Origin of the sequence: Desulfosediminicola sp. (genome assembly GCF_048381775.1) — a bacterium.
Classification (GTDB): domain Bacteria; phylum Desulfobacterota; class Desulfobulbia; order Desulfobulbales; family Desulfocapsaceae; genus Desulfopila; species Desulfopila ganghwensis.
Genome location: NZ_JBLXGE010000001.1, coordinates 263,887 through 288,491 on the forward strand (window position 1 = coordinate 263,887; position 24,605 = coordinate 288,491).

22 protein-coding genes are annotated in these 24,605 nt (G+C 50.3%); 7 read left to right on the top strand and 15 right to left on the bottom strand.

Annotated elements, in window-relative coordinates:
* Window positions 1–32: 32 nt before the first annotated feature.
* Window positions 33–1,028, bottom strand: coding sequence for a peptide-methionine (R)-S-oxide reductase MsrB (msrB, locus tag ACN5NT_RS01135; RefSeq protein ID WP_419174179.1), 996 nt, complete (start codon window positions 1,026–1,028; stop codon window positions 33–35).
* 254 nt (window positions 1,029–1,282) lie between these two features.
* Here msrB and ACN5NT_RS01140 point away from each other — a divergent pair, with 254 nt between their 5' ends.
* The 4 genes from ACN5NT_RS01140 to lptC all read left to right on the top strand — a co-directional run bounded on the left by ACN5NT_RS01140 (window position 1,283) and on the right by lptC (window position 5,107).
* Window positions 1,283–2,941 carry a CTP synthase gene (locus ACN5NT_RS01140; RefSeq protein WP_136796132.1) on the top strand — a complete coding sequence of 553 codons (1,659 nt, stop codon included), beginning with the start codon at window positions 1,283–1,285 and terminating at the stop codon, window positions 2,939–2,941.
* 4 nt (window positions 2,942–2,945) lie between these two features.
* Complete coding sequence (gene kdsA / locus ACN5NT_RS01145; protein ID WP_419174180.1) at window positions 2,946–3,791, top strand: 3-deoxy-8-phosphooctulonate synthase; 846 nt, start codon at window positions 2,946–2,948, stop codon at window positions 3,789–3,791.
* Between the two features lie 99 nt (window positions 3,792–3,890).
* Window positions 3,891–4,532 (top strand): KdsC family phosphatase, encoded by a 642-nt coding sequence (locus tag ACN5NT_RS01150; protein WP_419174181.1) that lies wholly within the window; start codon window positions 3,891–3,893, stop codon window positions 4,530–4,532.
* Window positions 4,529–5,107, top strand: a complete 579-nt coding sequence (lptC, locus tag ACN5NT_RS01155) for an LPS export ABC transporter periplasmic protein LptC (RefSeq protein WP_136796130.1) — start codon at window positions 4,529–4,531, stop codon at window positions 5,105–5,107. The genes ACN5NT_RS01150 and lptC overlap by 4 nt, the downstream gene beginning before the upstream one ends.
* Before the next feature lie 18 nt (window positions 5,108–5,125).
* Here the strand turns inward: lptC and tsaA are convergent, their stop codons facing one another.
* Entirely contained in the window at window positions 5,126–5,839 is a 714-nt protein-coding gene (tsaA, locus tag ACN5NT_RS01160) for a tRNA (N6-threonylcarbamoyladenosine(37)-N6)-methyltransferase TrmO (RefSeq protein WP_419174182.1), read from the bottom strand.
* Window positions 5,840–6,048: 209 nt separating this feature from the next.
* On the opposite strand from tsaA, the gene ACN5NT_RS01165 reads away from it, so the two are divergent.
* Together ACN5NT_RS01165 and ACN5NT_RS01170 are read left to right on the top strand one after the other, a co-directional pair.
* Window positions 6,049–7,170: a glycosyltransferase gene (locus ACN5NT_RS01165; protein ID WP_419174183.1), complete on the top strand. Its 1,122-nt coding sequence runs from the start codon at window positions 6,049–6,051 to the stop codon at window positions 7,168–7,170.
* A 265-nt stretch (window positions 7,171–7,435) separates the two neighbouring features.
* A complete protein-coding gene (locus tag ACN5NT_RS01170) occupies window positions 7,436–11,974 on the top strand; it encodes a trifunctional serine/threonine-protein kinase/ATP-binding protein/sensor histidine kinase (protein WP_419174184.1) in 4,539 nt (1,512 codons plus the stop codon).
* Here ACN5NT_RS01170 and ACN5NT_RS01175 read toward each other — a convergent pair.
* The 9 genes from ACN5NT_RS01175 to ACN5NT_RS01215 form a co-directional block, all read right to left on the bottom strand.
* On the bottom strand, window positions 11,916–12,119 hold the full coding sequence (locus ACN5NT_RS01175) for a hypothetical protein (RefSeq protein ID WP_136796126.1): 204 nt from the start codon (window positions 12,117–12,119) through the stop codon (window positions 11,916–11,918). The genes ACN5NT_RS01170 and ACN5NT_RS01175 overlap by 59 nt on opposite strands.
* A gap of 47 nt (window positions 12,120–12,166) precedes the next feature.
* Window positions 12,167–12,793 (bottom strand): hypothetical protein, encoded by a 627-nt coding sequence (locus ACN5NT_RS01180; RefSeq protein WP_419174185.1) that lies wholly within the window; start codon window positions 12,791–12,793, stop codon window positions 12,167–12,169.
* The gene (amrA, locus tag ACN5NT_RS01185) at window positions 12,793–13,362 is read right to left on the bottom strand and encodes an AmmeMemoRadiSam system protein A (RefSeq protein ID WP_167495680.1); all 570 of its coding nucleotides are present in this window, start codon (window positions 13,360–13,362) and stop codon (window positions 12,793–12,795) included. Before amrA ends, ACN5NT_RS01180 begins: the two co-directional genes overlap by 1 nt.
* The gene (locus tag ACN5NT_RS01190) at window positions 13,362–14,405 is read right to left on the bottom strand and encodes a 3-oxoacyl-ACP synthase III (RefSeq protein ID WP_419174186.1); all 1,044 of its coding nucleotides are present in this window, start codon (window positions 14,403–14,405) and stop codon (window positions 13,362–13,364) included. The genes amrA and ACN5NT_RS01190 overlap by 1 nt, the downstream gene beginning before the upstream one ends.
* A 159-nt stretch (window positions 14,406–14,564) precedes the next feature.
* Window positions 14,565–16,127 carry a response regulator gene (locus ACN5NT_RS01195; RefSeq protein WP_419174187.1) on the bottom strand — a complete coding sequence of 521 codons (1,563 nt, stop codon included), beginning with the start codon at window positions 16,125–16,127 and terminating at the stop codon, window positions 14,565–14,567.
* A 90-nt stretch (window positions 16,128–16,217) separates the two neighbouring features.
* A complete protein-coding gene (locus ACN5NT_RS01200; protein ID WP_419174188.1) occupies window positions 16,218–16,589 on the bottom strand; it encodes an Hpt domain-containing protein in 372 nt (123 codons plus the stop codon).
* Between the two features lie 116 nt (window positions 16,590–16,705).
* On the bottom strand, window positions 16,706–17,107 hold the full coding sequence (locus tag ACN5NT_RS01205; RefSeq protein ID WP_136796120.1) for a response regulator: 402 nt from the start codon (window positions 17,105–17,107) through the stop codon (window positions 16,706–16,708).
* A 159-nt stretch (window positions 17,108–17,266) separates the two neighbouring features.
* Window positions 17,267–19,402: a bifunctional 23S rRNA (guanine(2069)-N(7))-methyltransferase RlmK/23S rRNA (guanine(2445)-N(2))-methyltransferase RlmL gene (rlmKL, locus tag ACN5NT_RS01210; protein ID WP_419174189.1), complete on the bottom strand. Its 2,136-nt coding sequence runs from the start codon at window positions 19,400–19,402 to the stop codon at window positions 17,267–17,269.
* 47 nt (window positions 19,403–19,449) lie between these two features.
* Window positions 19,450–19,866, bottom strand: a complete 417-nt coding sequence (locus ACN5NT_RS01215; RefSeq protein WP_136796118.1) for a DUF2721 domain-containing protein — start codon at window positions 19,864–19,866, stop codon at window positions 19,450–19,452.
* Window positions 19,867–20,135: 269 nt separating this feature from the next.
* Between ACN5NT_RS01215 and pal the strand changes: the two genes are divergently transcribed.
* Entirely contained in the window at window positions 20,136–20,762 is a 627-nt protein-coding gene (gene pal, locus ACN5NT_RS01220; RefSeq protein WP_136796117.1) for a peptidoglycan-associated lipoprotein Pal, read from the top strand.
* Window positions 20,763–20,834: 72 nt separating this feature from the next.
* Here the strand turns inward: pal and cmk are convergent, their stop codons facing one another.
* From cmk to gatC, 4 genes are all read right to left on the bottom strand, one after another.
* Window positions 20,835–21,527, bottom strand: coding sequence for a (d)CMP kinase (cmk, locus tag ACN5NT_RS01225; RefSeq protein ID WP_136796116.1), 693 nt, complete (start codon window positions 21,525–21,527; stop codon window positions 20,835–20,837).
* Window positions 21,520–22,632: a histidinol-phosphate transaminase gene (gene hisC, locus ACN5NT_RS01230; protein ID WP_419174190.1), complete on the bottom strand. Its 1,113-nt coding sequence runs from the start codon at window positions 22,630–22,632 to the stop codon at window positions 21,520–21,522. The genes cmk and hisC overlap by 8 nt, the downstream gene beginning before the upstream one ends.
* Before the next feature lie 119 nt (window positions 22,633–22,751).
* A complete protein-coding gene (gene gatA, locus ACN5NT_RS01235) occupies window positions 22,752–24,209 on the bottom strand; it encodes an Asp-tRNA(Asn)/Glu-tRNA(Gln) amidotransferase subunit GatA (RefSeq protein ID WP_419174191.1) in 1,458 nt (485 codons plus the stop codon).
* A gap of 83 nt (window positions 24,210–24,292) precedes the next feature.
* The gene (gatC, locus tag ACN5NT_RS01240) at window positions 24,293–24,577 is read right to left on the bottom strand and encodes an Asp-tRNA(Asn)/Glu-tRNA(Gln) amidotransferase subunit GatC (protein ID WP_136796113.1); all 285 of its coding nucleotides are present in this window, start codon (window positions 24,575–24,577) and stop codon (window positions 24,293–24,295) included.
* Window positions 24,578–24,605 lie beyond the last annotated feature (28 nt).

Here is a 24,605-nt window from a genome sequence, read left to right on the forward strand (position 1 = left end):
GAACTCCATTCATGAAGCGACAGTGGGCCAGATTAACTTGAGGCGTTCCTGAAGAGATAGAGGAAATCACCATACCCCTGCGATTCAAGTTCTTCGGCTGAAACAAAACGGAGAGCGGCCGAGTTGATGCAATACCTGTTGCCCGTCGGTTCCGGGCCATCGACAAAGAGATGGCCCAGGTGTGAATCAGCTGTGGCACTTCGTACCTCCACCCGCGCGCTGAAAAGCGACCTGTCCTCCCTGAAAGTCACGCACTCAGGAACGATCGGTCTGACAAAACTCGGCCAGCCGGTACCCGAATCATACTTGTCGGTTGAACTGAAAAGTGGGTCCCCGGAGACCACATCGACATAGATTCCCGGTTCCTTGTTGTCCCAGTATTCATTGGCAAATGACGGTTCGGTCCCCCCCTGCCTTGTCACCTCGAACTGAAGAGCGGTAAGTCGCTGCCGCAGCTCATTATCTTTCGGAATCACATAAATATCCGGCTCACCGCCCCAGACCTGCTCTAAAAAACCTGCTCTGCCGGAACCTGTCTTATATGACGAATAGTGATTGGCATTTTTCAGATAGTAGCCCTGGTGATATTCTTCCGCCGGATAAAAAGTTTTCGCTGCACGGACTTCGGTCACTATCGGTCGCTGAAACCTGCCTGAATTCTCCAGCCTCAGCAGTGATCGCTCAGCAATCCACTTCTGCACATCATTGAGGTAAAAGATGACCGTTTTATAGTGGTTGCCGCGATCGGCAAATTGGCCACCCCCATCTGTCGGATCTATCTGACGCCAGAAAACCTCAACCAGTCGCCAGTAGGAAACCTTTTCCGGATCATAGACAATCTGCACCGCCTCCAGGTGCGAAGTCAAACCTGACGCCACCATTTCATAATGCGGTTCCGGTTCATCACCACCGGCATAACCGACTTTTACCTCGACCACCCCGTCAAGAATCTCGAAGGGTTGCTGCATGCACCAGAAGCAGCCGCCACCAAAAAGTGCTTTCTGAAATCTTTGATTATCGTGTGACATGAGATCTGCTCCGATTTGCATTATCGCTAAAGAATGCACACATTGATAATGTCGTGGTTACGATGGACGATATTTTCCATCCCTGGTGTTAGAGATTATGCATTATATCGGATCTCTTCAAGCCATCGTTTCTTAACACAAAATGCCACTCTGTTAATATGTTACATATTCGGTGTTTTTTTTGATTACGTCTTTCGTAAGATCACACCATTTTTCTATTTAAAAATGAAGCCTCGATTGATATAGTGCCGGACATGAAAACGACACAAAATACTAAACGGACCAAGTTCATTTTCGTCACCGGCGGTGTACTCTCCTCCCTGGGCAAAGGCTTAGCCTCTGCTGCCCTCGGAGCATTACTCGAAAGCCGTGGCCTTACAGTAACCTTTCAAAAACTCGACCCTTACATAAATGTCGATCCGGGTACCATGAACCCGTTCCAGCATGGTGAGGTTTATGTAACCAACGATGGTGCAGAGACCGACCTCGACATGGGGCATTACGAGCGCTACACCAATGCTGTCATGGCGCAGATGAATAATTACACTTCCGGGCGTATTTATCACTCTGTCATCTCTAAAGAGCGTCGCGGTGAATATCTTGGCGGCACCGTCCAGGTTATTCCGCACATCACAGACGAAATCAAGGCAGCGGTACTGCAGCTTGATGGCAGCGTCGACGTTGCAATTATCGAAATCGGCGGCACCGTAGGCGATATCGAGGGATTGCCGTTTATCGAGGCAATCCGTCAGCTGCGTGGTGATCTCGGCAGAGAATACTCTCTGTACGTGCACCTCACCCTCGTTCCCTACATCAAAACCGCCGGTGAGGTAAAAACCAAACCTACCCAGCACTCGGTTCGTGAGCTGCGGGCAGACGGCATCCAGCCGGATGTACTCATCTGCCGCACCGAAGTTCCTCTTGATGAGAGTTTAAAGGCAAAAATCGCACTGTTCTGCAACATTGATAAAGATGCTGTTATCACGGCAATAGACTGCGATACCATCTACGAGTTGCCGATCAACCTGCATCGCGAGGGGCTGGATAACAAGATTCTTGAACTCCTCAATGTCTGGACTGGCCAGCCTAACATCAAGCCCTGGGAAGCCCTGGTTCACACCATCAAAAACCCGAAAGACAGCGTAACCATAGCCATTACCGGCAAGTATGTCGATCTGACAGAGTCGTATAAGAGTCTGCATGAGGCGCTTGTTCACGGTGGTCTTGCCAATGGTATCAAGGTTGACCTGCGCTACATCAGCGCTGAAGATCTCGAAGTGAATGATCCGGCAGAAATGTTTGAGGGATGCGATGGTATTCTCGTTCCGGGTGGCTTCGGCAAACGTGGCGCAGAAGGAAAAATCAACGCCATCACCTATGCCCGTGAGAACAAGATCCCATTTTTTGGAATCTGCCTCGGTATGCAGCTCGCCACCATCGAGTATGCCAGAAATGTAGCTGGTATTACCGCTGCAAACTCCACCGAACTCTCCCCGGAGACTCCGGATCCCGTCATTTACCTGATTAAAGAGTGGTTCGACTACAGGACCCAGAAAACCCAGGTGAGGGACGAAACTTCAGACATGGGCGGTACCCTTCGCCTTGGAGCGTATCCATGTGTGCTCAAGGAAGAGAGCTTTGCCCATGCCGCATACGGGGCCAAGGAAATCTTCGAACGCCACAGACACCGCTTTGAGTTTAACAACGAGTATCGGGATGTGCTCGAGGAAAAAGGCCTGAGCATTTCAGGTGCGTCGCCAGACAACAACCTGGTTGAGATCGTTGAGATAAGCGATCACCCCTGGTTCCTTGGTTGCCAATTCCATCCGGAGTTCCAATCTAAACCAATGAAGCCGCACCCGCTGTTCAAGGATTTCATCAGCGCAGCACTGGCCAAGAAAAAGAGTTGCTAACAGTATGATAAATGTCAATTCTGTGACCGTTTCCGGTCCCACCGGCGAAGATTTCCTCGTCGGTGACGACCAACCCCTGATGCTGATCGGCGGTCCCTGTGCCCTGGAATCCGAAGAGCTCGCCAGGGAAGTTGCCTCCACCATGAAGGAGATGTGTTCACGCCTCGGTCTTAACTTCGTGTTCAAGGCTTCATTCGATAAGGCGAACCGAACCTCCATCACCTCCTACCGTGGGCCTGGTCTGGAGAACGGTCTGGAGATTCTCGGCAGAATCCGTGAAGACCTGCAGGTGCCCGTAATCTCTGATATCCATGAGGTGCACCAGGTTGAACCCGCCGCAGAGGTTCTCGATATCATCCAGATTCCGGCTTTCCTTTGTCGCCAGACAGACCTCCTGGCTGCAGCCGCCAAAAGCGGTAAGCCGGTCAACGTCAAGAAGGGTCAGTTTGTTTCACCCTGGGATATGAAAAACGTAGTCAATAAGTTACGTGAATCTGGAAGTGAGAAGGTGATGCTGGTCGAGCGCGGGGCAAGCTTTGGTTACAATAACCTGGTTGTCGATATGCGCTCCCTGCCGGTAATGCGCTCACTTGGCTGCCCGGTGGTCTTTGACGCGACGCACTCCGTGCAACTTCCAGGTGGTGCCGGTGGTTCTTCCGGCGGACAACGTGAGTTCATTGCCCCCCTGACCAGGGCTGCAATTGCCGCCGGTATTGACGGGCTCTTTATGGAGATCCATCCAGAGCCGGAAAAGGCGCTCTGCGATGGTCCGAACTCAATCCCTCTGGCAGAGATGGAAGACCTGTTACGCCAACTGGTAAAAATTCGCCAGGCGGTGACCACCTGTTAGCCGGTCACCCAGGATCACAGCACGAATCATATGGCTGAACTGCACTATAAGAAAGCGGTTCAGCCTTTTTCGCATACAAGGAAGAAATTTACATTCCCCATGACAGAGTCCTGTACCCCACAACCGCCGGGAGCATATCCATCAGACTGTGAAGTCATGGATGGGTACCGCAAGATGGCCCGCGAACGAGAATTGAACTCCCTCTCAGGTATTGATCCCCTCGTTCTTGAAAAAGCGAAAAACATCAAATTGCTGTTGCTTGATGTCGATGGTGTTCTTACCGACGCCGCTCTACTCTACACCAGCAACGGTGAAGAATGTAAAGCATACAATACCCAGGACGGCTTTGGAATTTCCCTGCTGCACCAGGCGGGACTCGAAACAGGTATTATCACTGCGAGAAAATCAGCCATGGTCGAACGTCGGGCAAATGAGCTTAACATCACCCATATCTACCAGGGCGCCAGAAAGAAAAACGAGGCGTTCAAGGAGATTCTGAAAAGCACAGGCTTCAAACCCTTTGAAGTCGCTTACATGGGAGATGACTGGCTCGATCTCATATTGCTGCAGCAGGTGGGGCTGGCCGTAACCCCGGCCAATGGTGCCGATGAACTCAAGAGTGTGGTACACTACATCACATCACGCCCCGGCGGCCACGGTGCTGTTCGTGACTGCTGTGATCTCATCCTTAAAGCGCGCGGCGATCACCAGAAACTGCTCAGACAATACACTTTGGGATGATCAAACGACGAAACCTCATCTGGCTTGTACCCCTGGCACTGATATTCTCTTTTCCGGCCTGGAAAATACCGGTGGGCAACTTTCTCACGCCTCGCGGCGGTGCAGACTCCGAGTCGATACCCGGTAAAGAGCAGTCCCAGAATTTCAACATGGAGCAGGTCAAAATCGTCCAGAGCAAAAACGGCAGGATTACCGCTGAAATCCGTGCAGTATCTGCATTTACAACGGAAAAGACCGGCGAATATATGCTGGACAAGGTCGATGCGGATATCTTCAATGAGTCTGGAGATATTACCAATGTCGTCGCCAAAAGAGGTATCTTTGACGGCCAGAGTGAAGTGCTCACCCTGATGGACGATGTGGTCATAACCAAGCAGAAGGATGACCAGAACCTCTACACAGACCTGTTTTATTACAACGACAAGGATCAGACAGTTCATTGCCCCGGCCCCACCCGGATAGAGGGTGAGGGTATCCAGGTAGATGGTACATCCTTCGATTATGATATGGCCGAAGGGTACTACGAAATGGAAGGTCGGGTACTCTGCCTGATTGAAGGCTCTATTTCTTCGTGATGAACGGAAAAGGCCGCATCAACCACAAGCCCCGGCCTGCTCACAGCTGAAAACTTCAAAACCACCCCCTGTTGCGCGCCAGCGAACATTCACGTCCCAGAGCAGCACCCCAAACTCCCGCACCGCTGCACGCTGGCTTGCGGGCCTCGGATCATATTGCAGAGTCTGAACAATAAGTTCCCGCAATTCCCGGCCGGTCTCATGCTGATATTGTCGACAAAAATCCTCCACCTGCTGAGCTATTCGCAGTTCAACCTTCGGGATGGGATCAAATGTGTAACCACAACCTGCCTCATCGACCACATCTGAGTATGGTACGTATGGCTTGATATCCAGTACCGGCGTACCATCGAGCAGATCAACCCCGGAAAGCTCAAGCCTGACCGGCCCGTCATCCTTCACTATCTTTTCAAGACGAACCGCAGACATGCCGATGTGATTGGGCCTGTGGGGGCTTCGGCTTGCATAAACGCCAACCCGCTTCTGCCCCCCCAGGCGAGGAGGCCTTGCTGTGGGCTTCCAACCCTCTGCCACCGTTTCGTGAAAGAGAAAAATGATCCAGATATGGGTGAACTTATCCAACTGATTGAACATCTCGGGTCGCCCAAAATCAGGATAAAAATGCAAAATACCTTTGGCGGCCGTCACCAGCCGGGGCTGCCTGGGTACCCCGAATTTTTCGGAGTAGCAAGAGTGTATTACACCAATTGGTTCTACACTGTATGAAGACATTTTCTACGTCGTGCTCCCTGACCACATTCAAAAATATAAAAGAGAACACCAGATACCATGGTGCCCCATACTTGCTCAGTAATTCCCAAAAGGGTATCTTTCATCACATTTCCATACTATTACAACCATTTCTGGAAGTAATTCAGGATATGGAAATCCTCTTCCGTCCACACCGGCCGGATAATACCACAGCAGCCTGAGGAGCAAAAGTGAACTCACCCCACGACAGTTTCGCACCCTCAAGTCAGAAGCCGGTTCGTCTTGCAGCATGTATTACCGCCCATGGGTTTGGCCACTCCACCCGGTCAATAGCAATTCTGCAGGCGGCACAAAGAAAGTACCCGCATCTAGAATTACTGCTCTTCACCACCGCCCCCTCCCACCTCTTTGAGGAGTCGTTAAAAAATTTCACCATTATCCCTATCGAAAACGATGTTGGTCTCATCCAGCGTGACGCACTGACAGCAGACCTTCCCGCCACCATAAAGGCTCTGGACAGACTGTTTCCACTTTCTCCTCAACATATTCACTCTGTGGTAGAAAAGCTGGCCGGGTGTTCAGCTGTTCTCTCGGACATCTCCCCGCTCGGAATAGTCTCAGCCTCAGCCGCCAATATCCCGTCAGTGCTTGTTGAAAATTTCACCTGGGACTGGATATATGAGCCATTCGCCGCCTCCTTTCCTGAAATTGTGCCGCATATCGAAACGCTGAGATCAATCTACACTAAAGCCACCCACCACATCCAGACTGAACCGATATGTGTCCCAACTTCAACCGCGCAACGTTGCGGCCCGATCTTTCGATTCAGCAGCGCCAGCCCCGCTCAAATCAAAGCAAACATAAAAGAAGAATTTTGTGTGGGCGACCGTCACTTGATCCTGGTCTCCATGGGAGGCTTCAATTTTTCACTCTCCCTCTGGACCGAGATCTTTGAACGCAAAGATTATTTCTTTCTTCTTGCAGGTCAGCCCGAACAAAAACGTATTGCCGGCAACGTCATGAGCCTGTGCCACGACTCAGGTTATTATCATCCGGACCTGATTGCGGCCGCTGACCTTGTAATCTGTAAAAGCGGATACTCAACCATTGCCGAATGTTTCCAGGCAGGCACCCGGGTCATTGGCATAGACCGGCCCTTTTTCGCCGAATCAGCAATACTTGCCAACTTCGTTACAACAACACTCAAGGGCAAGGTAATAAACGATACAGACTTTATCGAGGGCAGGTGGCTGAACTTGATCGATAACTCTGTGAAGGAGCCAAGACCTCGGCCTGCAGAGAACAACTGTGCGGACCAGGTTGCCGACATTCTGCTCAACTATTGCAGGTGATTTTACAGATCAACAAAATAGTTACCGAAAAATCGCCGAAGAGAGACGACACACTTGACTTTTACGAAGAGTCTTTTACGCTGCATCACTAATACCAATATCCCATGAACATTTTGTCGAAATACAGAATCATGATGTGCGTATCAGACATCATCAACAATCGAATTCTGTATTCTATCGGTTCAGACATTTGTGATAATCCCCTCATTATCACAGTGCTGTCAGCTCACCCTATGGAGCTTTTGCAACAGTTGGAGATCGATCATTGTCCAGCATAGTCGGCTACCCCGCCTCCCAGGCTGCTAAAAGTGCCTTTACTTTTTCCCCCGCACTTTATGGCCGTTGGCATGAATTACAGCTACTGCGCAAAGGCCTGCAGAATGCGCATCATGGTTCCGCTGTATTTACCATGATCTCCGGCGAGGCCGGTATTGGCAAGAGCGCTCTCGCACGGGTATTTTTAACCACCGCGGCAAGTAAAACCACCTTCGTTCTCTCCAGTAGCATTCAGCGCAGATCCGAATCCACCCCATATGCCGCAACCTCCCACTGCCTGCGACAATTGGCCAGACAGATTCTGAGCCGTGATCCAGATGTAATTGCCTCCTGGAAAAAGGCCCTGCAACGCACAATCAAGGGTGATGCCCGGGTGCTGGCAGAAATTTGTCCCGAAATAGAAGACCTTCTTCCCGCCAGTGACGAGCACGACGAGGTTCCCCCCCAGGAACAACTCTCATTTCCCATAGCGGCAAAAAAATTTATCAGAGCCGCCAGCCAGGCACACTCAACCCTGATAATTTTTATCGACGATTTGCACCTGGCTGACAGGGCTAACCTGGAGCTCCTCATAAATATCCTCGACCCGACAGATCTTTCACGGGTCATGTTTATCGCGGCACATCGTGACCCAGCACACATTTATCCAAGTCACTTCAGTGAATTCACTGAACAGCTCAAAACTCTTCACCCGAAAGTTGATCAGATCCAGGTTGCCCCGCTGGGTGCGGCCGAGGTGGAAAAACTCCTGCACAACGCCTTTATTCGCTTTAACGGCAATCTTTCCTCGCTTGTCAGCCATTGCAATCGGATAACCGGAGGCAACCCTCTGCGCCTGATACAATTTCTCCATAAACTCCATGACGACGCAATTCTTTATCGTGATCAGGAAAGCAACTCATGGGCTTGGATTGATGAGAATATAGCCGTAATTTCTCCACTTGAAAGCACCATTACGCTCTTAAAAAATCGACTCGCCACTTTACCTGAGCAGTGTCAAAAGCTGCTCGTTACAGCCTGTTGCAGCGGGAAATATTTCACGATAAGACTCCTCAGCGAACTGAACGGAGTCTCCCTGGACACAACGCGGGAACAACTCCAGTATGCCGTGCAGCTAGGCTTTTTGGTGCAGGATTCTCCCGATAATCTGATAGCAGCCAATAGCGGGGTGACCTGTTCACCAGCCAGCGAAGACCAACCCGAAGAGTGTACATACTGTTTCAGTCATGAGATGATTCGGGATACGCTTTTTTCTCAACTGGCAGCCGAAGAAGTCTCGAGAATTCGCTTCAGGGTCGGACAATACCTGGTCCAGTTTTTGCCAACCAGGGAGTATGAGAGGCGCCTCTATGAAGTCTCAAACCACCTCAACCACAGCCTGAAATTCATCGGTTCAAGGGATGAGAGAGTTCAACTGGCCCATGTGAACCTGTCGGCGGGAATAAAAGCTAAATTGCTCTCTGACCACTCCTCGGCTTACCATTATCTGCAAACAGGCCTGAAGTGTCTGGATCACGACAGCTGGCAAGGTGAATACTCCCTTTGTATAGGGTTGCACATAGAGGCGTGTGATTGCGCCTTTCTCTGCGCAAAATACAGTGAAGTGGAGCGGCTCTTTAGGGAGGTCTGCGACAAATCAAAAAACATCTACGACAAATGCCACGTCTATAAAGCCTACATCATGGCGTTAAAGGCTCAGAATCAATATGACAAGGCATTCTCGGCAAGTCTTGAGGCACTTGCCATGCTTGATATCCATATCCCCAGATATCCCGGCAGACTCAAAGCCTGGAGATCGCTCTTATCAACAGAGTTTCGCTACATGTTCCGATCGCCCAGGCAACTGGACAGCCTCCCTGAAATGCAGGACAGGACTGCCAGAGCGATTATCAGCTTTCTCTATGATGTAACCACAGCCGCCCTGCTGACCAATTCACAACTTCTGCCCCTGCTCTCTGCCCACAGCATCCGTCTGTCGCTGAAATGGGGCAACGACCGAAGGTTTTCCATCCTCGGTTATATGGTCCACGGCTTTCTGCTCTGCACATTCTTCTCTGACAAACTGGTCAGGCGCGGTTGTGCCCGGGGCAATCAGGCCCTCGATTTACAAAAGAAGATTTCCGGAACAAACAGCAACTGCCAGCCCACGCTGATGTACAACGTTTATATGGCGCATTGGCAAAGCCACCTCAAAAATACCCTTCCCAAATTGAGGGAAATGTTGCTCAACTGCCAGCGCCAATACGATGGAACATCCGCTGGAAATGCGACCTTTACCATTATTATGCACAGCTATTTGCTCGGTCACAGTCTCAGCTTGTTGCGCTCAGAGCTTGATCACTTCATCTCTCGTGCCACAGAAACCCGGCAGCAGCTTATTTTGACGCGACTTCAGATGTTTCGCCAGGCTACCGCCAATCTTATGGGGGAAAGCGAAAACCACATTCGCCTAAAAGGCAACTTCTTCGACGAGAGTGCTCTCCTGGCGGGTTTTCCCCATTCCCATGACCCTATTTCATACTGCATGGCCAACGTGGTCAAACTTATCCATGCTGTGCTTTTTGGCCGCTACAAACATGCTCTTTATTATTCTGAACTGGCCAGACCCCATGTTCACAAACTGACCTCGACCTTTCTCTATCCCGTTTACGTCTTCTATGATTGCCTGGCCAGGATAACCAGGCTCAAAACCCAGAGCATTACCCGACGTCTGATAAACCTGCAGTTAATACGCAGTAATACGAGAAAACTGCGGCGCTGGGCGACCCTCAGCCCACAGAATCACGGCCACAGATATCGGCTCATCGAAGCTGAACTTGCACGGATAAAAGGGAAAACCGAGCGAGCAATGGAGCTTTATGATGAGGCTATACAGTTTGCCAAAGAACACGAATTCCTGCACGAAGAAGCATTAGCCTATGAGCTTGCATCACGTTTTTATAAAAATCGTAAAAAAGAGCATATAGCCAGGATGTATATGCGAGAAGCTCGCTATTGCTACCATCGCTGGGGTGCCAAGGCCAAAGTGAGCCAGCTCAACAGCATGGAGATAGTCAATGGTTCACCCTATGAGGGCAGCGATAGCGGGACAGTTTACGACAGCAACGACCACGCCACCTCGCTTATTCCGGTGGAGGGTGGTTCCCGCCTGGATATGATGACGGTTATCAAGGCATCCCGAATTCTCAGTGATGAAGTGGTGTTTGGAGAATTGTTGAAAAAGATGATGTGGATAGTACTGGAAAGCAGCCGTGCTCAACGTGGCTTTCTTATCTTAAAAGATGATGATGAATGGTATATCAGGGTCCACGGATCGATCTACCGCAACTCGAGGGTTAAACTGACACGAACCTCAATAACCGAGCAGGATGTAGCTTCTCCGGCGATTATAAATTATGTGATAAACAGTGCCACCGATATAGTGCTTAACGACGCCTGCAAGGAGGGACTGTTCACCAGCGATCCATATATTTTAAAGAAAATGCCCCGCTCCCTGCTCTGTATGCCGATTATTCACCAGGGCGAGATCTTCTGTATACTCTACCTAGAAAACAATATCGTCACCGGAGCTTTTCCGCCAGATCGTCAGGAACTCCTGCATCTCCTCGGAACCCAGGCGGCAATATCGCTGAAAAACTCTTCGCTCTTTGAAGAGCTTGAATCGACTGTAAATCGACTGAACCTGGAAGTTGAAAAACGACGTGAAACCCAACTGCAGCTGCTGCATGCCGAAAAACTGAGCGCTCTGGGCCGACTTTCCGCCTCCGTTGCCCATGAATTCGGCAATCCGCTGATGGGAGTCCGCTACCTGATCGAGGATTTTTATAAACGCCACGATCTGAGCAACGCAGACAAACAGTTACTTGAGCTTGGTCTTGAAGAGTGTGGTCGTATGAAAAAGCTTATCCAGGATCTGCAGCGGTTCAACAAACCCTCTACCGGTCGTTTCGACACAGTTGATATTCACCAGTTGATAGACAAGGTGCTCCTGTTCCAAAGGAAACATTTTGCTACCAACAGGATCAGGGTGGCCAAGACCTATGATAACTCAATGGAGGATATCCTGCTTATCGAAGACCAGCTCACCCAGGTATTGTTCAACCTGACCATGAATGCGGTAGATGCAATGCGACAGTATGGTGGAGAGCTGAGAATATCCACCAAAAAGGGAGATGAAACCATTGAAATAGAAGTAGCGGATACCGGCGCAGGTATCGCCTATGAAGATCAGGGCCGTATTTTCGAGCCGTTTTACTCGACCAAAAAGCAGGAAGACGGTACAGGCCTTGGCCTGGCGATCTCCTACGGAATCATCAAGCACCACAATGGTAGCCTCAACTTTGTTTCCAAACCGTTTGAAGGCACGGCGTTTACCATTTCATTGCCGGCAGTGACCTCCGGAGACGCGGCCGCCACAAGCCCGGATCAACCTTCGCAAGCTCCTCCAGACACGAAACCGGAGCCGAAAGTCAGCGCCGGTTCAGGTTACACTCCTGAACAACTCCCAGAGCCTGTTCAAGATTTTTAAAAAATTTCAGCTGCTCGGGGTTTTCAGGATCGTTCTCCAGTAACCCTTCATAAATAGAAAATAATCTCGTCAGCACCTGCATCGCCTCAAACTCATCCAGGCTGCCAAGAGATTCCCAGAGATCTCCAGGTTCTTTATCACTCATAACACTTCTCGTTTATCTATGAACCAATCTTCATCAACCAAACCGCTTCACCTCTCACAATGGGGCGTGGGAATGGTCGGGAATTCTTTGACTATCATCTCTGCAATACAGAGTTTGACTCTGGGGTAGAGGTGGCGTTTGAACTCCAAAAGCTCGCTTTCAATATTGACCAGCTCCGTTAGATGCTTTGTTCTGTCAACCCTTGGGGTTTTCAATCCACTCTTTTCACGCTCGGCAACAATCTCCTGGCAACGAAAACAACCAGGAAACTCCAGGGTCTGCCCATCAGGGCGACGCATTCTCGCAGGTACACCATGAGTTCTGCATACCAACAGCCTGTGCTTGTAGAGAATACAGAGACCATTTTCGTTTAAGGGGCACATTATCTGAGGCCGCTCACCCTTGGCCAATATCTTTTGCGATTGCTCCAGATATTCTTTAGAGCGTGCCAGAACCGTCTCTTGCTGCTCTTGGTCGAGCAGCAGAAATCCCTGCCTGAGATATGCCCACTCCGCATGGGTGTGGTGAAGAAAATACGAATCGCAGCAGTTGTCGGAACACCCCTCACAACCAAACTCGAGCGCTCTCGCCACGTTGTTGTACTGCTTTTCCATCTCTACATACAGACTCTCGAGACGCTGTGTGAGATCTGCGGGTAATACCAGTTCCTTCATCAATCTTCCTCACCAAAACTCTGTACCTGATAAACAAAGATATCGGGATGGTCTTTCTCCCAACATCTCTCATAAAGCCCTGCTTTTCTGCAGAGGTGGCCTAAAAACTGCTCCGGGTCCGGCAACTGCTCCCAGACCTGAGGTAAAAACGTCGCTCCTGCTTTACCATGACACAAGACAACACCGTCCACTCCCGGTCGCAGGCGGTGCAGCAACTCTTCACCTTCATCATAGGCCAGGGGTTCCAGCTTGGTCAGCACGGAAATATGAATATCAATTTCATCCAGTTCTTCAAGGCTGAGCGGCATAAAGCGCATATCACCAAACGCGGCTTTTACCGCATTTTCGCTCACACTCGTCCAAAGTGACAATGATGGCTCCAGGTTGCCCATGCATCCTCTTAAGGCACCTTTGATCTTCAGAGTTACAAAGGTCGCCGCCTCTTCATTGAAAACCGCTTCATCCGGAATGTCGACACTGCACGCCACCCCACGCAGACGGGCTGCAATCGCTTCCCGGGCCAGGTTCAACAGTACTGCTGCCTGCTTCTTGTCGACTGTTCCAGTCACTATTTCCCCCACTCAATCCCAAGCATGAGACAATTAATGCCACTGCCGATTCCAAGCAGTGCGCCCTTGTGACCAGGCCGGTATACATTTTCCTCTATCGCCCGGGCCAGGGTGATGGGCGCGGATACAGATCCGACATTGCCAAACGACGCCAGGGTCTCAAAGTTTTTATCCAGCTCAAGCCCCAGGGTATCGAACAGTAATCGCGCATGGGCTGTTCCAACCTGATGGCAGAAAAAACCATCTATATCCTCTGCTCCCCAGCCCGGTGTACTGGAAAACAGTTTCCAGGTCTGGTGTGCGGTCTCCACCCCGCGGTGCAACAGCTCTTCTGAATCAGTCTCCATCAGGGTCGATTTTCCGCCCGCCTGATTGCCATGACAGAGGTCGGAGTGGGCCGTGTTAGCCTGCCAGGCGCCGTGAACCAATTTCGGTTTGGTCTCAGCATCTCCGCACTTTCTCATAAACAGACCAACTGATCCGGAGCCGATGGTAAGAGAGGCAAAGGCGGGCTTAATGGTTTTCCTGCTCAGATTCCTGTTGTCGATCAAAGCCATAATAGTAGACTCAAGCAACTCTTCCGCGGTCTCCCCCGAGACCACCAGGCCGTTTTGCACCTGGCCCAGCTCGATCATGTTAGCCAGCATCACCATCCCATCCAGAAACCCGAGACAGGCATTCGATATATCAAATATAAGGCAGGTACAGGGAAGCCCAAGGGCGTTATGAACAAAAGAGGCAGTGGCCGGTTCCATCATATCTCTGGATACAGAGGTGAAAATCAAACATTCAACAGCAGTCCGGTCTATATCACCATTGGCAAAAACTGCCTCACCTGCCATGGTGGCCGCTTCACTGGGGCGGGTTCCATCGGGCCAGAGCCTGCGCTCGCGGATACCGCTCATCAGCTCCAGCCTGCCCTGGGGAAGCTTTAAGCGTTCATAAACTTCAGCAAGTCTGTTTTCAATGTCTTCTGAAGTGAGAGTGCGGGGAGGAAGTTCATAGCCGAACGTATCGAGACAAACCTTGGAGTAACTGATCATAACTGCCGTATATAAATGCTGTCTGGTTTCCCAAAAGCGCGATTAGGGGTTAAAGGTGAGGGTTCATTCCGCCAGCCGTGCATTATACGGTGCCTTGGACGATGAAACAAGAGATTTAGCTTCCGCTCTTTTTCACCAGTGGGCCGTTCTTGCACCTTTTCAAGCCGAGACCTGTTTCAGCACCTCATGTAGATCATCCCTGGTGAGTGGTTGCCTGAGACTGCCATCCAACCCTTCCGGCAGAGAACTCTCCTGTTTATCCACTACCCCAAAAATATACGCCCTTCTCCCTGAGTATTCCTCGAGCTTTCTGATGACCTTGGCAGCCTCCAGTCCACCTGAGACAGCATCTCCGGTCTCGAGAATGACCAGATCAAACCGATTCAAGGAAGCCTCATAAAGTGCTGAACGTGGAGATTCTGCAATAGTGACTTCCCAACCCTCCTCGACCAGAGCTCGAACGGTTGTCTGCTGATCAACCACATCGCTGATCATAACCAATGCTGTTCTAGTCAAATAGCGGGTCAGCATTTCCAACAAGGATCCCTTATCTATTGGCTTCGCCAGATAGTCATCCATTCCGGCCTGCAGACACTTTTCCCTGTCTCCCTGCATGGCCAGGGCAGTGAGTGCTATCACCCTCACCCGGCCCGAACCATGTTGCCTCTCGCGTTTCCTTATGCGCTTCGTTGCTTCCAGACCGTCCAGTTCCGGCATCTGTACATCCATCAGGACCAGTTCAAAACTCTCCTCTGCTGTTCGTTGCACAGCCTCCCTGCCATTTTCAACAGATACAACTTCTGCTCCCGCCTGGGTAAGTATGGTTTCCGTCAGAAGTCGATTGATCGGCTCATCTTCAGCGAGCAGAATTTTTGCCCCCTGCAAGGCGTAGTGTGCCGCTTCCTGCTGCCGATCCGGCGATTGTTCTGTCTGGAATCCTGCCACCTCCTTAAAGGGTACGGTAAACCAGAAGCTTGACCCCTGGTCGCCGGAGGCCATGCCGATCTCGCCCCCCATAAGCCTGACCAGTCTTAAGCATATAGCAAGACCAAGCCCCACGCCCCCCCCAGGATGCACTTGCCCAAAATCTTCAACATCAAACGCTTGAACAATATCCTGTTGTTTTGAGAGCTCGATACCTTCCCCCTGATCCCTTACGGTAAAGAGAAGTACCAGGTTATCTTCTTCATCATACCCCTCATTACTGATCTGGATGGAGATGTCGCCACGCTCTGAACATTTTATGGAATTACTGATAAGGTTGGTGAGGACCTGGACGACTCTCTTGGGATCTCCACAGATGTTTTCGGGCACATCTTTATTGATTTCGCAACCGAGCGTCAGCCCCTTTTGTTCAGCTGCAATGCGTAAGAGATACAGACTGTTATCAAGGCTGGCCTTCAGATTAAAATCCACAGGCTCCAATTCAAGCTGGCCCGCTTCAATCTTGGCGTAATCCAGTACTTCACCAACTCCTTCAAGCAACCTGTCCACCGAAGTGCTTATCATCTCGAGATATCGCTCCTGCTCCGGGTTGAGTACCGTGTCATAGAGCAACGTCGTCATGCCCACTACCCCATTTACCGCGTCACGGATGGTGTGACTCATGTTCTCCAGGTACTCGCTCTTGATCAGACTTGCCCGCTCAGCCCGGTGCACGCGCTCTTCCAGAGTAGCAATCCGCTCTCGTAATGCTCTGAGTTCGCTTGTTTTACTTTGCATTTTTTGCCCTTTTGCTCTCTCTTTTGCCCCCATCAAGGGTCCCCTCGACCTGTTCAACTCCGCTCTTGGTCCGCCTTTCGAGTTACGGCTTTACTCCTCACCATAGTGGAGAATCTCCAACACTCCCTGGCGAATCCCCTCTACCATCTCTAAATAGTTATCAATATCTTTTTGCTTAGCACCTTCTTCCATCTCTCTTGCAACTCCCGCCCATTTTGCTTCGCCAAGATTGAGAAACAGCCCCTTCAGACTGTGGCCTATTCGCGCTATTTCTTCAAAATCAAGCTGTTCGCCATCGGTAGCATGGTGGGCCCTGACCAGAATGGCCTGCAGTGATTCCCTTGAGCTTTGCAACATCAGTTCGACCTGCTCCTCATTAAACTGATATTTATCGGCAAAATGTGCCTTAAGTGCTTGAGTGTTAATTGGTAAAGGGTATTTTCGGGGTAGCTGCTGTTCCATGTCCACAGGGCCCCTCTATTTTCGTGATCAGGTCAATTCAGATCATGCTGCAGTTGCCTGTCCACCAGCGGCCCCCTCCAACTGAGCACCACCATCGTGTCAGGCTAACATATTTTTTACCCGGCCACCAGTCCCAGTTCCTTGAGGTGATACAAAAGTTTATCACGATCGAGTGGCTTGGTCAGATACGCTTCACACTTTCCCTGGTGAAAGGCACGCATGATGTTCTCGGAATCATCCTGGGCGGTTATCATAATAACCTTGCAGGCATCAAGCCCCGAGATACCATGTTTTTCTTCTATTTGACGGATATCATGAAGTGCTTTCTGACCATCCATGACCGGCATAACAATGTCCAGGCAGATGAGGTCATATGGCGAATTTTCGGCATAAGCCCTGGTAACCGCAGCAAGCGCCTCTTCACCGTTCGCAGCAACATGACAGACGCCGTACTCGGAGAGCAGGGCCGAGAGAAGTGATCGTGTCAGGAAGTCATCTTCGACGATAAGGATTTTCATAATATTCCAGTATCAAAACGGTCTGTGCGAGACGTTATAGTAAGTTTGATACCAGCCCATCGCGGAAATAAAAACCGCGATCGGCAACTGCTTAATTGTAGCACGATACTGGTCAACCAGGAAATTTAGATAGCCGTTGTTGCCGGGCCTTTCGGCGAATTATCCTCGTTTTCTAAACTCCCAGCATTTATGAATTTTCCTGTTTCGTGAAAAGTCAAAGGGAATGGTGCTGTCACCTATATCATCAACCTGATACAGCTCTGTCATTTCCTGGTCGAGAGTAAATCTTCGATAATTCGTTGAAAAAATCAGCAGTCCGTCTTCCGACAATCGCTCCATACAGTTGGTCAGTAACTCCACATGATCCCTCTGCACGTCAAACACACGTTTATCTTTTTTGGTATTTGAAAAAGTCGGCGGATCGACGAAGATCAGGTCGTAGGTTCCCTGATCCTCTCGCAACCACTGCATGCAGTCTGCAGCAACAATCTTGTTTTTGCGGGTATCGAAACCGTTTAACGCCAGGTTCATTCGCGCCCAGTGCAGATAGTTGTTTGACAGATCAACGGTAACGGTCGACGCGGCACCCCCCGAGGCCGCCTGAACGGTCGCTGTGCCGGTATAACCAAACAGGTTCAGAAACCTTTTTGATTTGGCTATGGAATGAATTTTTGCCCGAACCGGTCTATGATCCAGGAAAATACCGGTGTCGAGATAATCGGTAAAATTGGCCAGGAGAAGACTCTCTCCCTCGCGCACCACGTGCATTTTCTTTCTGGCCGATTTTTTCTGGTACTGCTGCTTGCCCCGCTGTCGCTCACGGGTCTTGATAAAGACCCTGTCGGCACGAAGCCCAAGGGTTTCCCTGATAGCCCTCAAGGCGGTCTGGAATCGTGCGGATGAAAGCTTTTTGTCGACGCTCGACGGAGGTGCGTATTCCTGCACATGCACCCATTTTTCGTAAAGATCAACGCTTATATTAAACTCGGGCAGGTCACGGTCATACACCCGGAAACAGGTGATGTTTTCCTTTTCCGCCCACTTCAGCACCTTTTTCAGGTTCTTCTTCAGGCGATTTGCAAAATCGGCACCTTCACCCTCAGCCGGTTCAGGGTTGAACTGCCACCGAAAATCGACCGGTTCCCTCCCAGCTACAACAGTCGTAAGCAATCGGCATTGAAGCGAGCCGTTATAAAGGCGGTGCTTGTCATCCCACTTCAGTCCGAAACTATCAGTCAACTCCGGGTTGGCGATAAAGACGCCAAGCCTCCAGCCCTGGAACAAATCCTGCGCTTTATTGCCAATAGCCCGATAGAGCCAGGAAACCTCTTCGGCATCTGAGAGACGCTCACCAAAGGGCAGATTTGACAACAACATGCCTTTCTCCGAATCCACCGGAGGCTGCAGCAGCGCCAACTCCTGCTGTTCGATATGAATTTTATCCTCAAGGCCGGCCTGAACCAGGTTTTTCCGAGCGGTTCGTACAGTCTGGATATCTGAATCGTAGCCGATAATCTGTGGCCACTCCTTCTGCAAGCCATCATCTTCACGGCCCATGGCTTCATCAACGAGCCTGTTCCAGAGCTTTCTATCGTGCTGCCGCCACCCCATAAAGCCAAAATAGTTGCGCGACAAGCCCGGGGCGGAATCACCATACATAAGGGCAGCCTCAATCAACAGCGTCGCAGAACCACACATGGGGTCAATCAGCGGACCGCCCCCCCCATCAAGCCAGCCACTGAGTTTCACAATAGCGGCGCCGAGGTTTTCTTTAAGAGGTGCAATGCCTGTATCAACACGGTAACCCCGGCGATGGAGACTCTCGCCGGACAGGTCAATGGACAGCTCTGCAACATCTTCCCGTATGAGTAAGTGAACCCGGATTCCAGGTCTGCCGGTATCGACCGATGGACGCTCCCCGCACCGATCCCTGAACTGGTCCACAATGGCATCCTTAACCTTGAGCGAAGCATACTTGCTGTGGATCTGCAGGGCTTTTGCTGCAACTGTGCAATCAACAGCGAAGGTGGTGGAGCTTTCCATGTGCTCCTGCCAGTCAACGGAGAGCGCTCCCTCATAGACCGATTCTTCATTTTTCACATGAAATTCGGCGATCTTCAGGTAAACCCTGGAAGAATATCGTGACCAGAGACAGGCTCGATAACCGCTTTCGATCTCACCCCTCCAGGTAACGACACCTCTCCCCTCTACTATCTCGGAAGCACCAAAGTTTTCTATTTCTCCGGCCACCAGGGCTTCAGTTCCTGCTCCGCAGGTTGCTGCAAAAATCAACATAATTATCTACACGATAGTAAAATTAACATTCTGGATTTTCCTGAATTTCATTTATCCCTGGCCAGGTCCGTCACCCGATTTTCTATATCCAGTAACTCCAGGTTCAGGGCGTCAACAGACAGAAGTATCTCCTTCAGGGAAATAGACAGAGAGACCATAAACATGGCAAGCGCCAACACGAAAAGTATTTTACCGAAAAGAGTCCACCCGGCAAACAGAACAAACATACAGAAGATGCACAGAAAAAGCCCGCCCACTGCACAGGCCTGCATATTTCTAATAAGGACAACCCTGCGCTTGAGGCTGACAATCTGTTTTAAAACAATTGCGTCCGATGTTGATCTATACCGCTCATGCAGGCTGCGTATTCGCGCTCCGGTAGCGAGGAATCTGCTGGTGTAGGCAACCAGCAGAAAGGCAACGGCAGGAAACAACAGAGCGGGTGTGGTTAGGGTAATATCCATTATTTTCATTCTCCATGACTTCAATTCGTTTTCACAACATTATCACAGGCAGAGGGTGCTGTTTTGCACGCTGAAACAGTGAAACGCCGGATTATCCCGGCCCTACCTGCGGAGGTGGGCTCCCTGCAGTAAAAGCCATAGATATCCTATCAAATTTTCTTGACCTCGCCTCCATTACGGCTAGAATAACTCACCATACGTTACAACAGTAATCGCCCCCAGGTGTGAATCGTACGAAATATACACATTACAGTTTAACAGGAGACATCATGAAAACGAGGATCAGCTCGACACTTCTTGTTACAGCACTTGCCGGATCGCTTATCCTATTTGCTGGCGGTTGCAGCAAGAAGAGCGTTATTCCACCTGACACTAACAGCCAGCCCAGCTTAGGGGCCGGCACCAACATCAACTATCCGGCAGCTGACCGTGAGGGATATTCCGAAGAAAACCTGCCCGTCGAAGGAACCCTTGATGACACCTATGTGAACAATATTCCAAGTGCCACCGACGGTGGGGTTGACTCAAGGTCCGGTGACCAGAAATTTATCCAGGGCCGCACCTCAGAGGGAATGCTCCCAGTCTACTTCAGCTTTGACCAGGCCACCATCAAGCCGGACATGGTTGAAAACATGGTAAATAATGCCAGTTACCTCAAAGAGGTGCCTGCTGCTCACGTAATCGTAGAAGGTAATACCGACGACAGGGGCACCAAGGAATACAACCTTGCCCTTGCTGAAAGGCGGGCCCAAAATACCAGGCAATACCTGATTGACCTCGGGGTGGATCCAATCCGGGTCAGAACCGTATCATACGGCGAGGAGAAGCCATTATTTCTTGGCCAGGATGAGGAGTCCTACGCCAAAAACAGGCGTGCGGATTTCGTTCTGGAATAAATCCCCATCACTGCACAAGCAACTCACCGGAATAGATCTCTACTTTCCGGTGAGTTGTTTGTTAGCAAAAAGCTAACGACCTGATCTACTGTTGCGAACAGCTTTCAGCACTTCTTCACATACTTCATCAATGGTTAGCCTGGTGGTATCAATAGCCATGGCATCTTCGGCCTGTATCAGTGGGGCAATGGCGCGTTCCCTGTCATTTTTATCACGCTCGATGGTCATGGCCAGGATCTCTTTTTCATCCGCCTCTTCGCCCTTTGCCCGAAGTTGCAGCACCCTCCTGTGAGCTCGCTCTTTGGGATCTGCCACCAGAAAAAACTTATGGGCCGCTCCTGGAAAAACCACAGTCCCGGTATCACGCCCCTCGGCAACAATGGAACCGTCACTGCCGATTTGTTGCTGCATTCTGGTTAATTTCTCGCGAACAATTGCCAGTTTTGACACAGCTGAAGCTGCCATGGACATTTCCGGGGTGCGGATCGCATCGCTCACATCCTCCCCCATCAGCAAAACTGTCACATCGCTGTTTTCATCCTGGGCAGGCAGCAACTCAAGAACCAACTCATCCATTGCCGCAGATATTGCATCACTATCATCCAGCGCAATTCCCCGCCTTTGCACAAAAAGTGCAACCGCCCGATACATGGCACCCGTATCGAGGTAGGTGAATTGCAGCGCTGCCGATACTCTTCTGGATATAGTCGATTTGCCAACCCCGGCCGGCCCATCTATAGTTACAATGTCTTGTGTGTTAGACATATTTCAACTCTTTGAGGCACTCGGAAAAAGTGTTCAGAAAACGGTCATTCTCTTCTACAGTACCCACTGTTATCCGTATATAAGTGGGAAAACCATAGGCCCGCATCGAGCGAATTATAACCCCTTTGTGCAGCATCGCCTCGTAAAGCGGATCAGCCTCACCTTTTATATCGATAAAGATAAAATTGGTCTGGGAAGGAACACAGCTGCAACCAAGTTTTTCAACCTCATCAACCAGAAACTGACGACCTTGGCGGGTCCGGCTGATGGTCGCCGCAAAAAAATCATCATCCTCAATCGCCGCCTGGGCGGCCACCTGGCCGAGGCTGTTCAGGTTGAATGGCTGGCGGACCTTGTGCAGGCACTGAGCTATCTCCTGGTTCATCAAGCCAAAACCAACCCTCAACCCGGACAACCCATACGCCTTTGAAAAGGTTCGCAGAAAAACCACCGGGCACTTTGCTTCGTCTCGTTCCAAAAGTGCGTGGAAATCGGGACGAAGCTCATCATCCATAAAATCCACGTATGCCTCATCGAGCACCACAATTACCTGCTCAGGCACCCTTTCAAGAAAACTGGTCAGAACTTCGGGGGCAAGGTAGGTACCGGTCGGGTTATTCGGATTATCAAGAAATACCAGTCTGGTTTTGGGGGTAATTGCAGCCTGGATGCCTTCCAGGTCGTGATGCAAGCCCTTAAGGTCAATGACGATATTTTCACCACCACGAACCTGAACGAATTTTTGATACATTAAAAATGAGGGATGCGAAGTGATCACCTCATCCCCGGGCATAACAAAAGCTTTTACCAGAAACTCAATCAACTCGTTGGAACCGTTACCAACAACGACCTCGGCAGGCCTTACTTTCTGGTTTTTCGCGATGGCCTCAACCAGGTAATAGCTCGAACCATCCGGATATCTGTTCAAATTGGAGCAGGCGGCCAGTAATGCCTCGATTGCCTTTGGTGAAGGCCCCCACGGGTTTTCATTGGAAGCGAGCTTGATCGGATTTTTCACCCCATATTCACGCTCCAGTTCATCCATTGGCTTTCCTGGAGGATATGGGACAATTGCTTGTATATTTTCAGGAATGTTCAGCTTCAATGATACTCTCCCATCATTTCCGGGGCATAGTGCCGGAAACAGTTTGTAGATAAGAAGAACAACAGAAACCGGGCTGCCGCACCTGTTCAACCACTCACGGCAACCTGGATATCGACGGATTAACGGTGGGCTACACGTACACCCAGTTGAAGGCTTTTTTCGATATTAAAGGCTGTTTTCAGGAGAACATCCTCTCTGAAATGTGCACTCTGCAACTGGATCCCAACAGGCAGACCTTCTTTATTGAAGCCTCCAGGTACCGACATGCCGGGAATACCAGCCAGGTTGGTAGAGAGGGTGAGGATATCGGTCAGGTACATGGCCAGCGGATCGTCGGAATTCTCGCCTTTTGGCCAGGCAGGTGTCGGAGTTACCGGGGAAACGAGTACGTCACATTTCTCAAAGGCCGCCTTGAAATCGTTTAAAATGATGGTTCGTACCTGGGAGGCCTTTTTGTAATAGGCGTCGTAATATCCTGAAGAAAGCGCGTAGGTGCCAATGAGAATACGTCTTTTTACCTCAGCTCCGAAACCCTTCGAGCGTGTCTCCTTATACATATCAACCAGAGAGGCCGCATCCTGCGCACGATAACCGTAAGCCACACCGTCAAAGCGGGCGAGGTTTGAGCTTGCTTCCGCCGGTGCTATCAGATAGTAAACAGCGACACAGTAGTCAGTGTGTGGCAGGGACACATCCACAATTTCAGCCCCACCCTCTTTTAACACCTTTATGCTGTTTTCAACTATACTGCGCACCTCCGGATCAAGGCCCTCACCAAAATATTCCCTTGGCACACCAACGCGAAGCCCTTTCACCCCTTCTACCAGAGATGAGGTGTAATCGGGTGTGTCAATATTCACAGAGGTGGAATCTCGCTGGTCGTAGCCACTGATAACATTCATCATCAGGGCACAGTCAGACACATCACGGGACAGCGGTCCGATCTGATCCAGCGAAGAGGCAAATGCTACCAGCCCGTAACGGGAAACCCTACCGTATGTTGGCTTCATTCCCACTACACCGCACAAAGAGGCAGGCTGCCTAATCGAACCACCGGTATCAGATCCGAGAGTGACCAGACACTCACCAGCAGCGACAGCGGCGGCCGAACCACCAGAGGAACCACCGGCTACGTACCCCTCCCTCCAGGGGTTTTCAGGTACTCCGAACTTACATGTTTCAGAGGTCGAGCCCATGGCAAATTCATCCATGGTCAGTTTACCTAATACAACACCGCCCTCTTTTTTAATCTTTTCAACAACGGTGGCGTCGTAGGGGGGGATAAAGTTGCCAAGAATATCAGACCCGCAGGTTGTTCGCACTCCCTCGGTACATAACAGGTCTTTCAGCGCCAGAGGAATACCGAGCAGTTTACCTTTTTCCCCATTCGCTCTTTTTTTATCGGCCTGTTCCGCCTGGGCAACTGCGGACTCTTCATCATGGGAAATAAAAGCCTGAACCTGGGGTTCGACTTCGGCTATTCTGTCCAGGCAGCTTCTGGTCAGCTCAACCGATGACAACTCGCCAGACTCCATTTTTTCCATGGCCTCTGCCATGGTCAGCTCATAAGGTTTCATTATTTACCTCTGAAAACAGGCCTATGCCTAATTGAATTGATTCAGTGATTACTTTTAAGGCGCGAGATAGATTGTCTCACAGTTTAGATAACCCTGGGAACCTTGAACATTTCACCATTATCTTCCGGAGCATTTGCAATGGCATCTTCCCTGGGTAATGATTTATGCACCTTATCCTCGCGAAAGGCGTTCACTGATTGATGAGCATGGGTGGTGGGAGCTATGTTTTCCGTATCGAGTTCAGAAAGCTTATCCACATAACTGAGGATTGTATCAAGCTGAGCTGTCATCTTCACAAGCTCATCCTCATCAAGATTGAGGCGTGCCAAATGAGCCACGTGCAATACTTCTTCTCGTGTAATTTTCATATTATCTTCAGTATATTCTGGGTGTTAC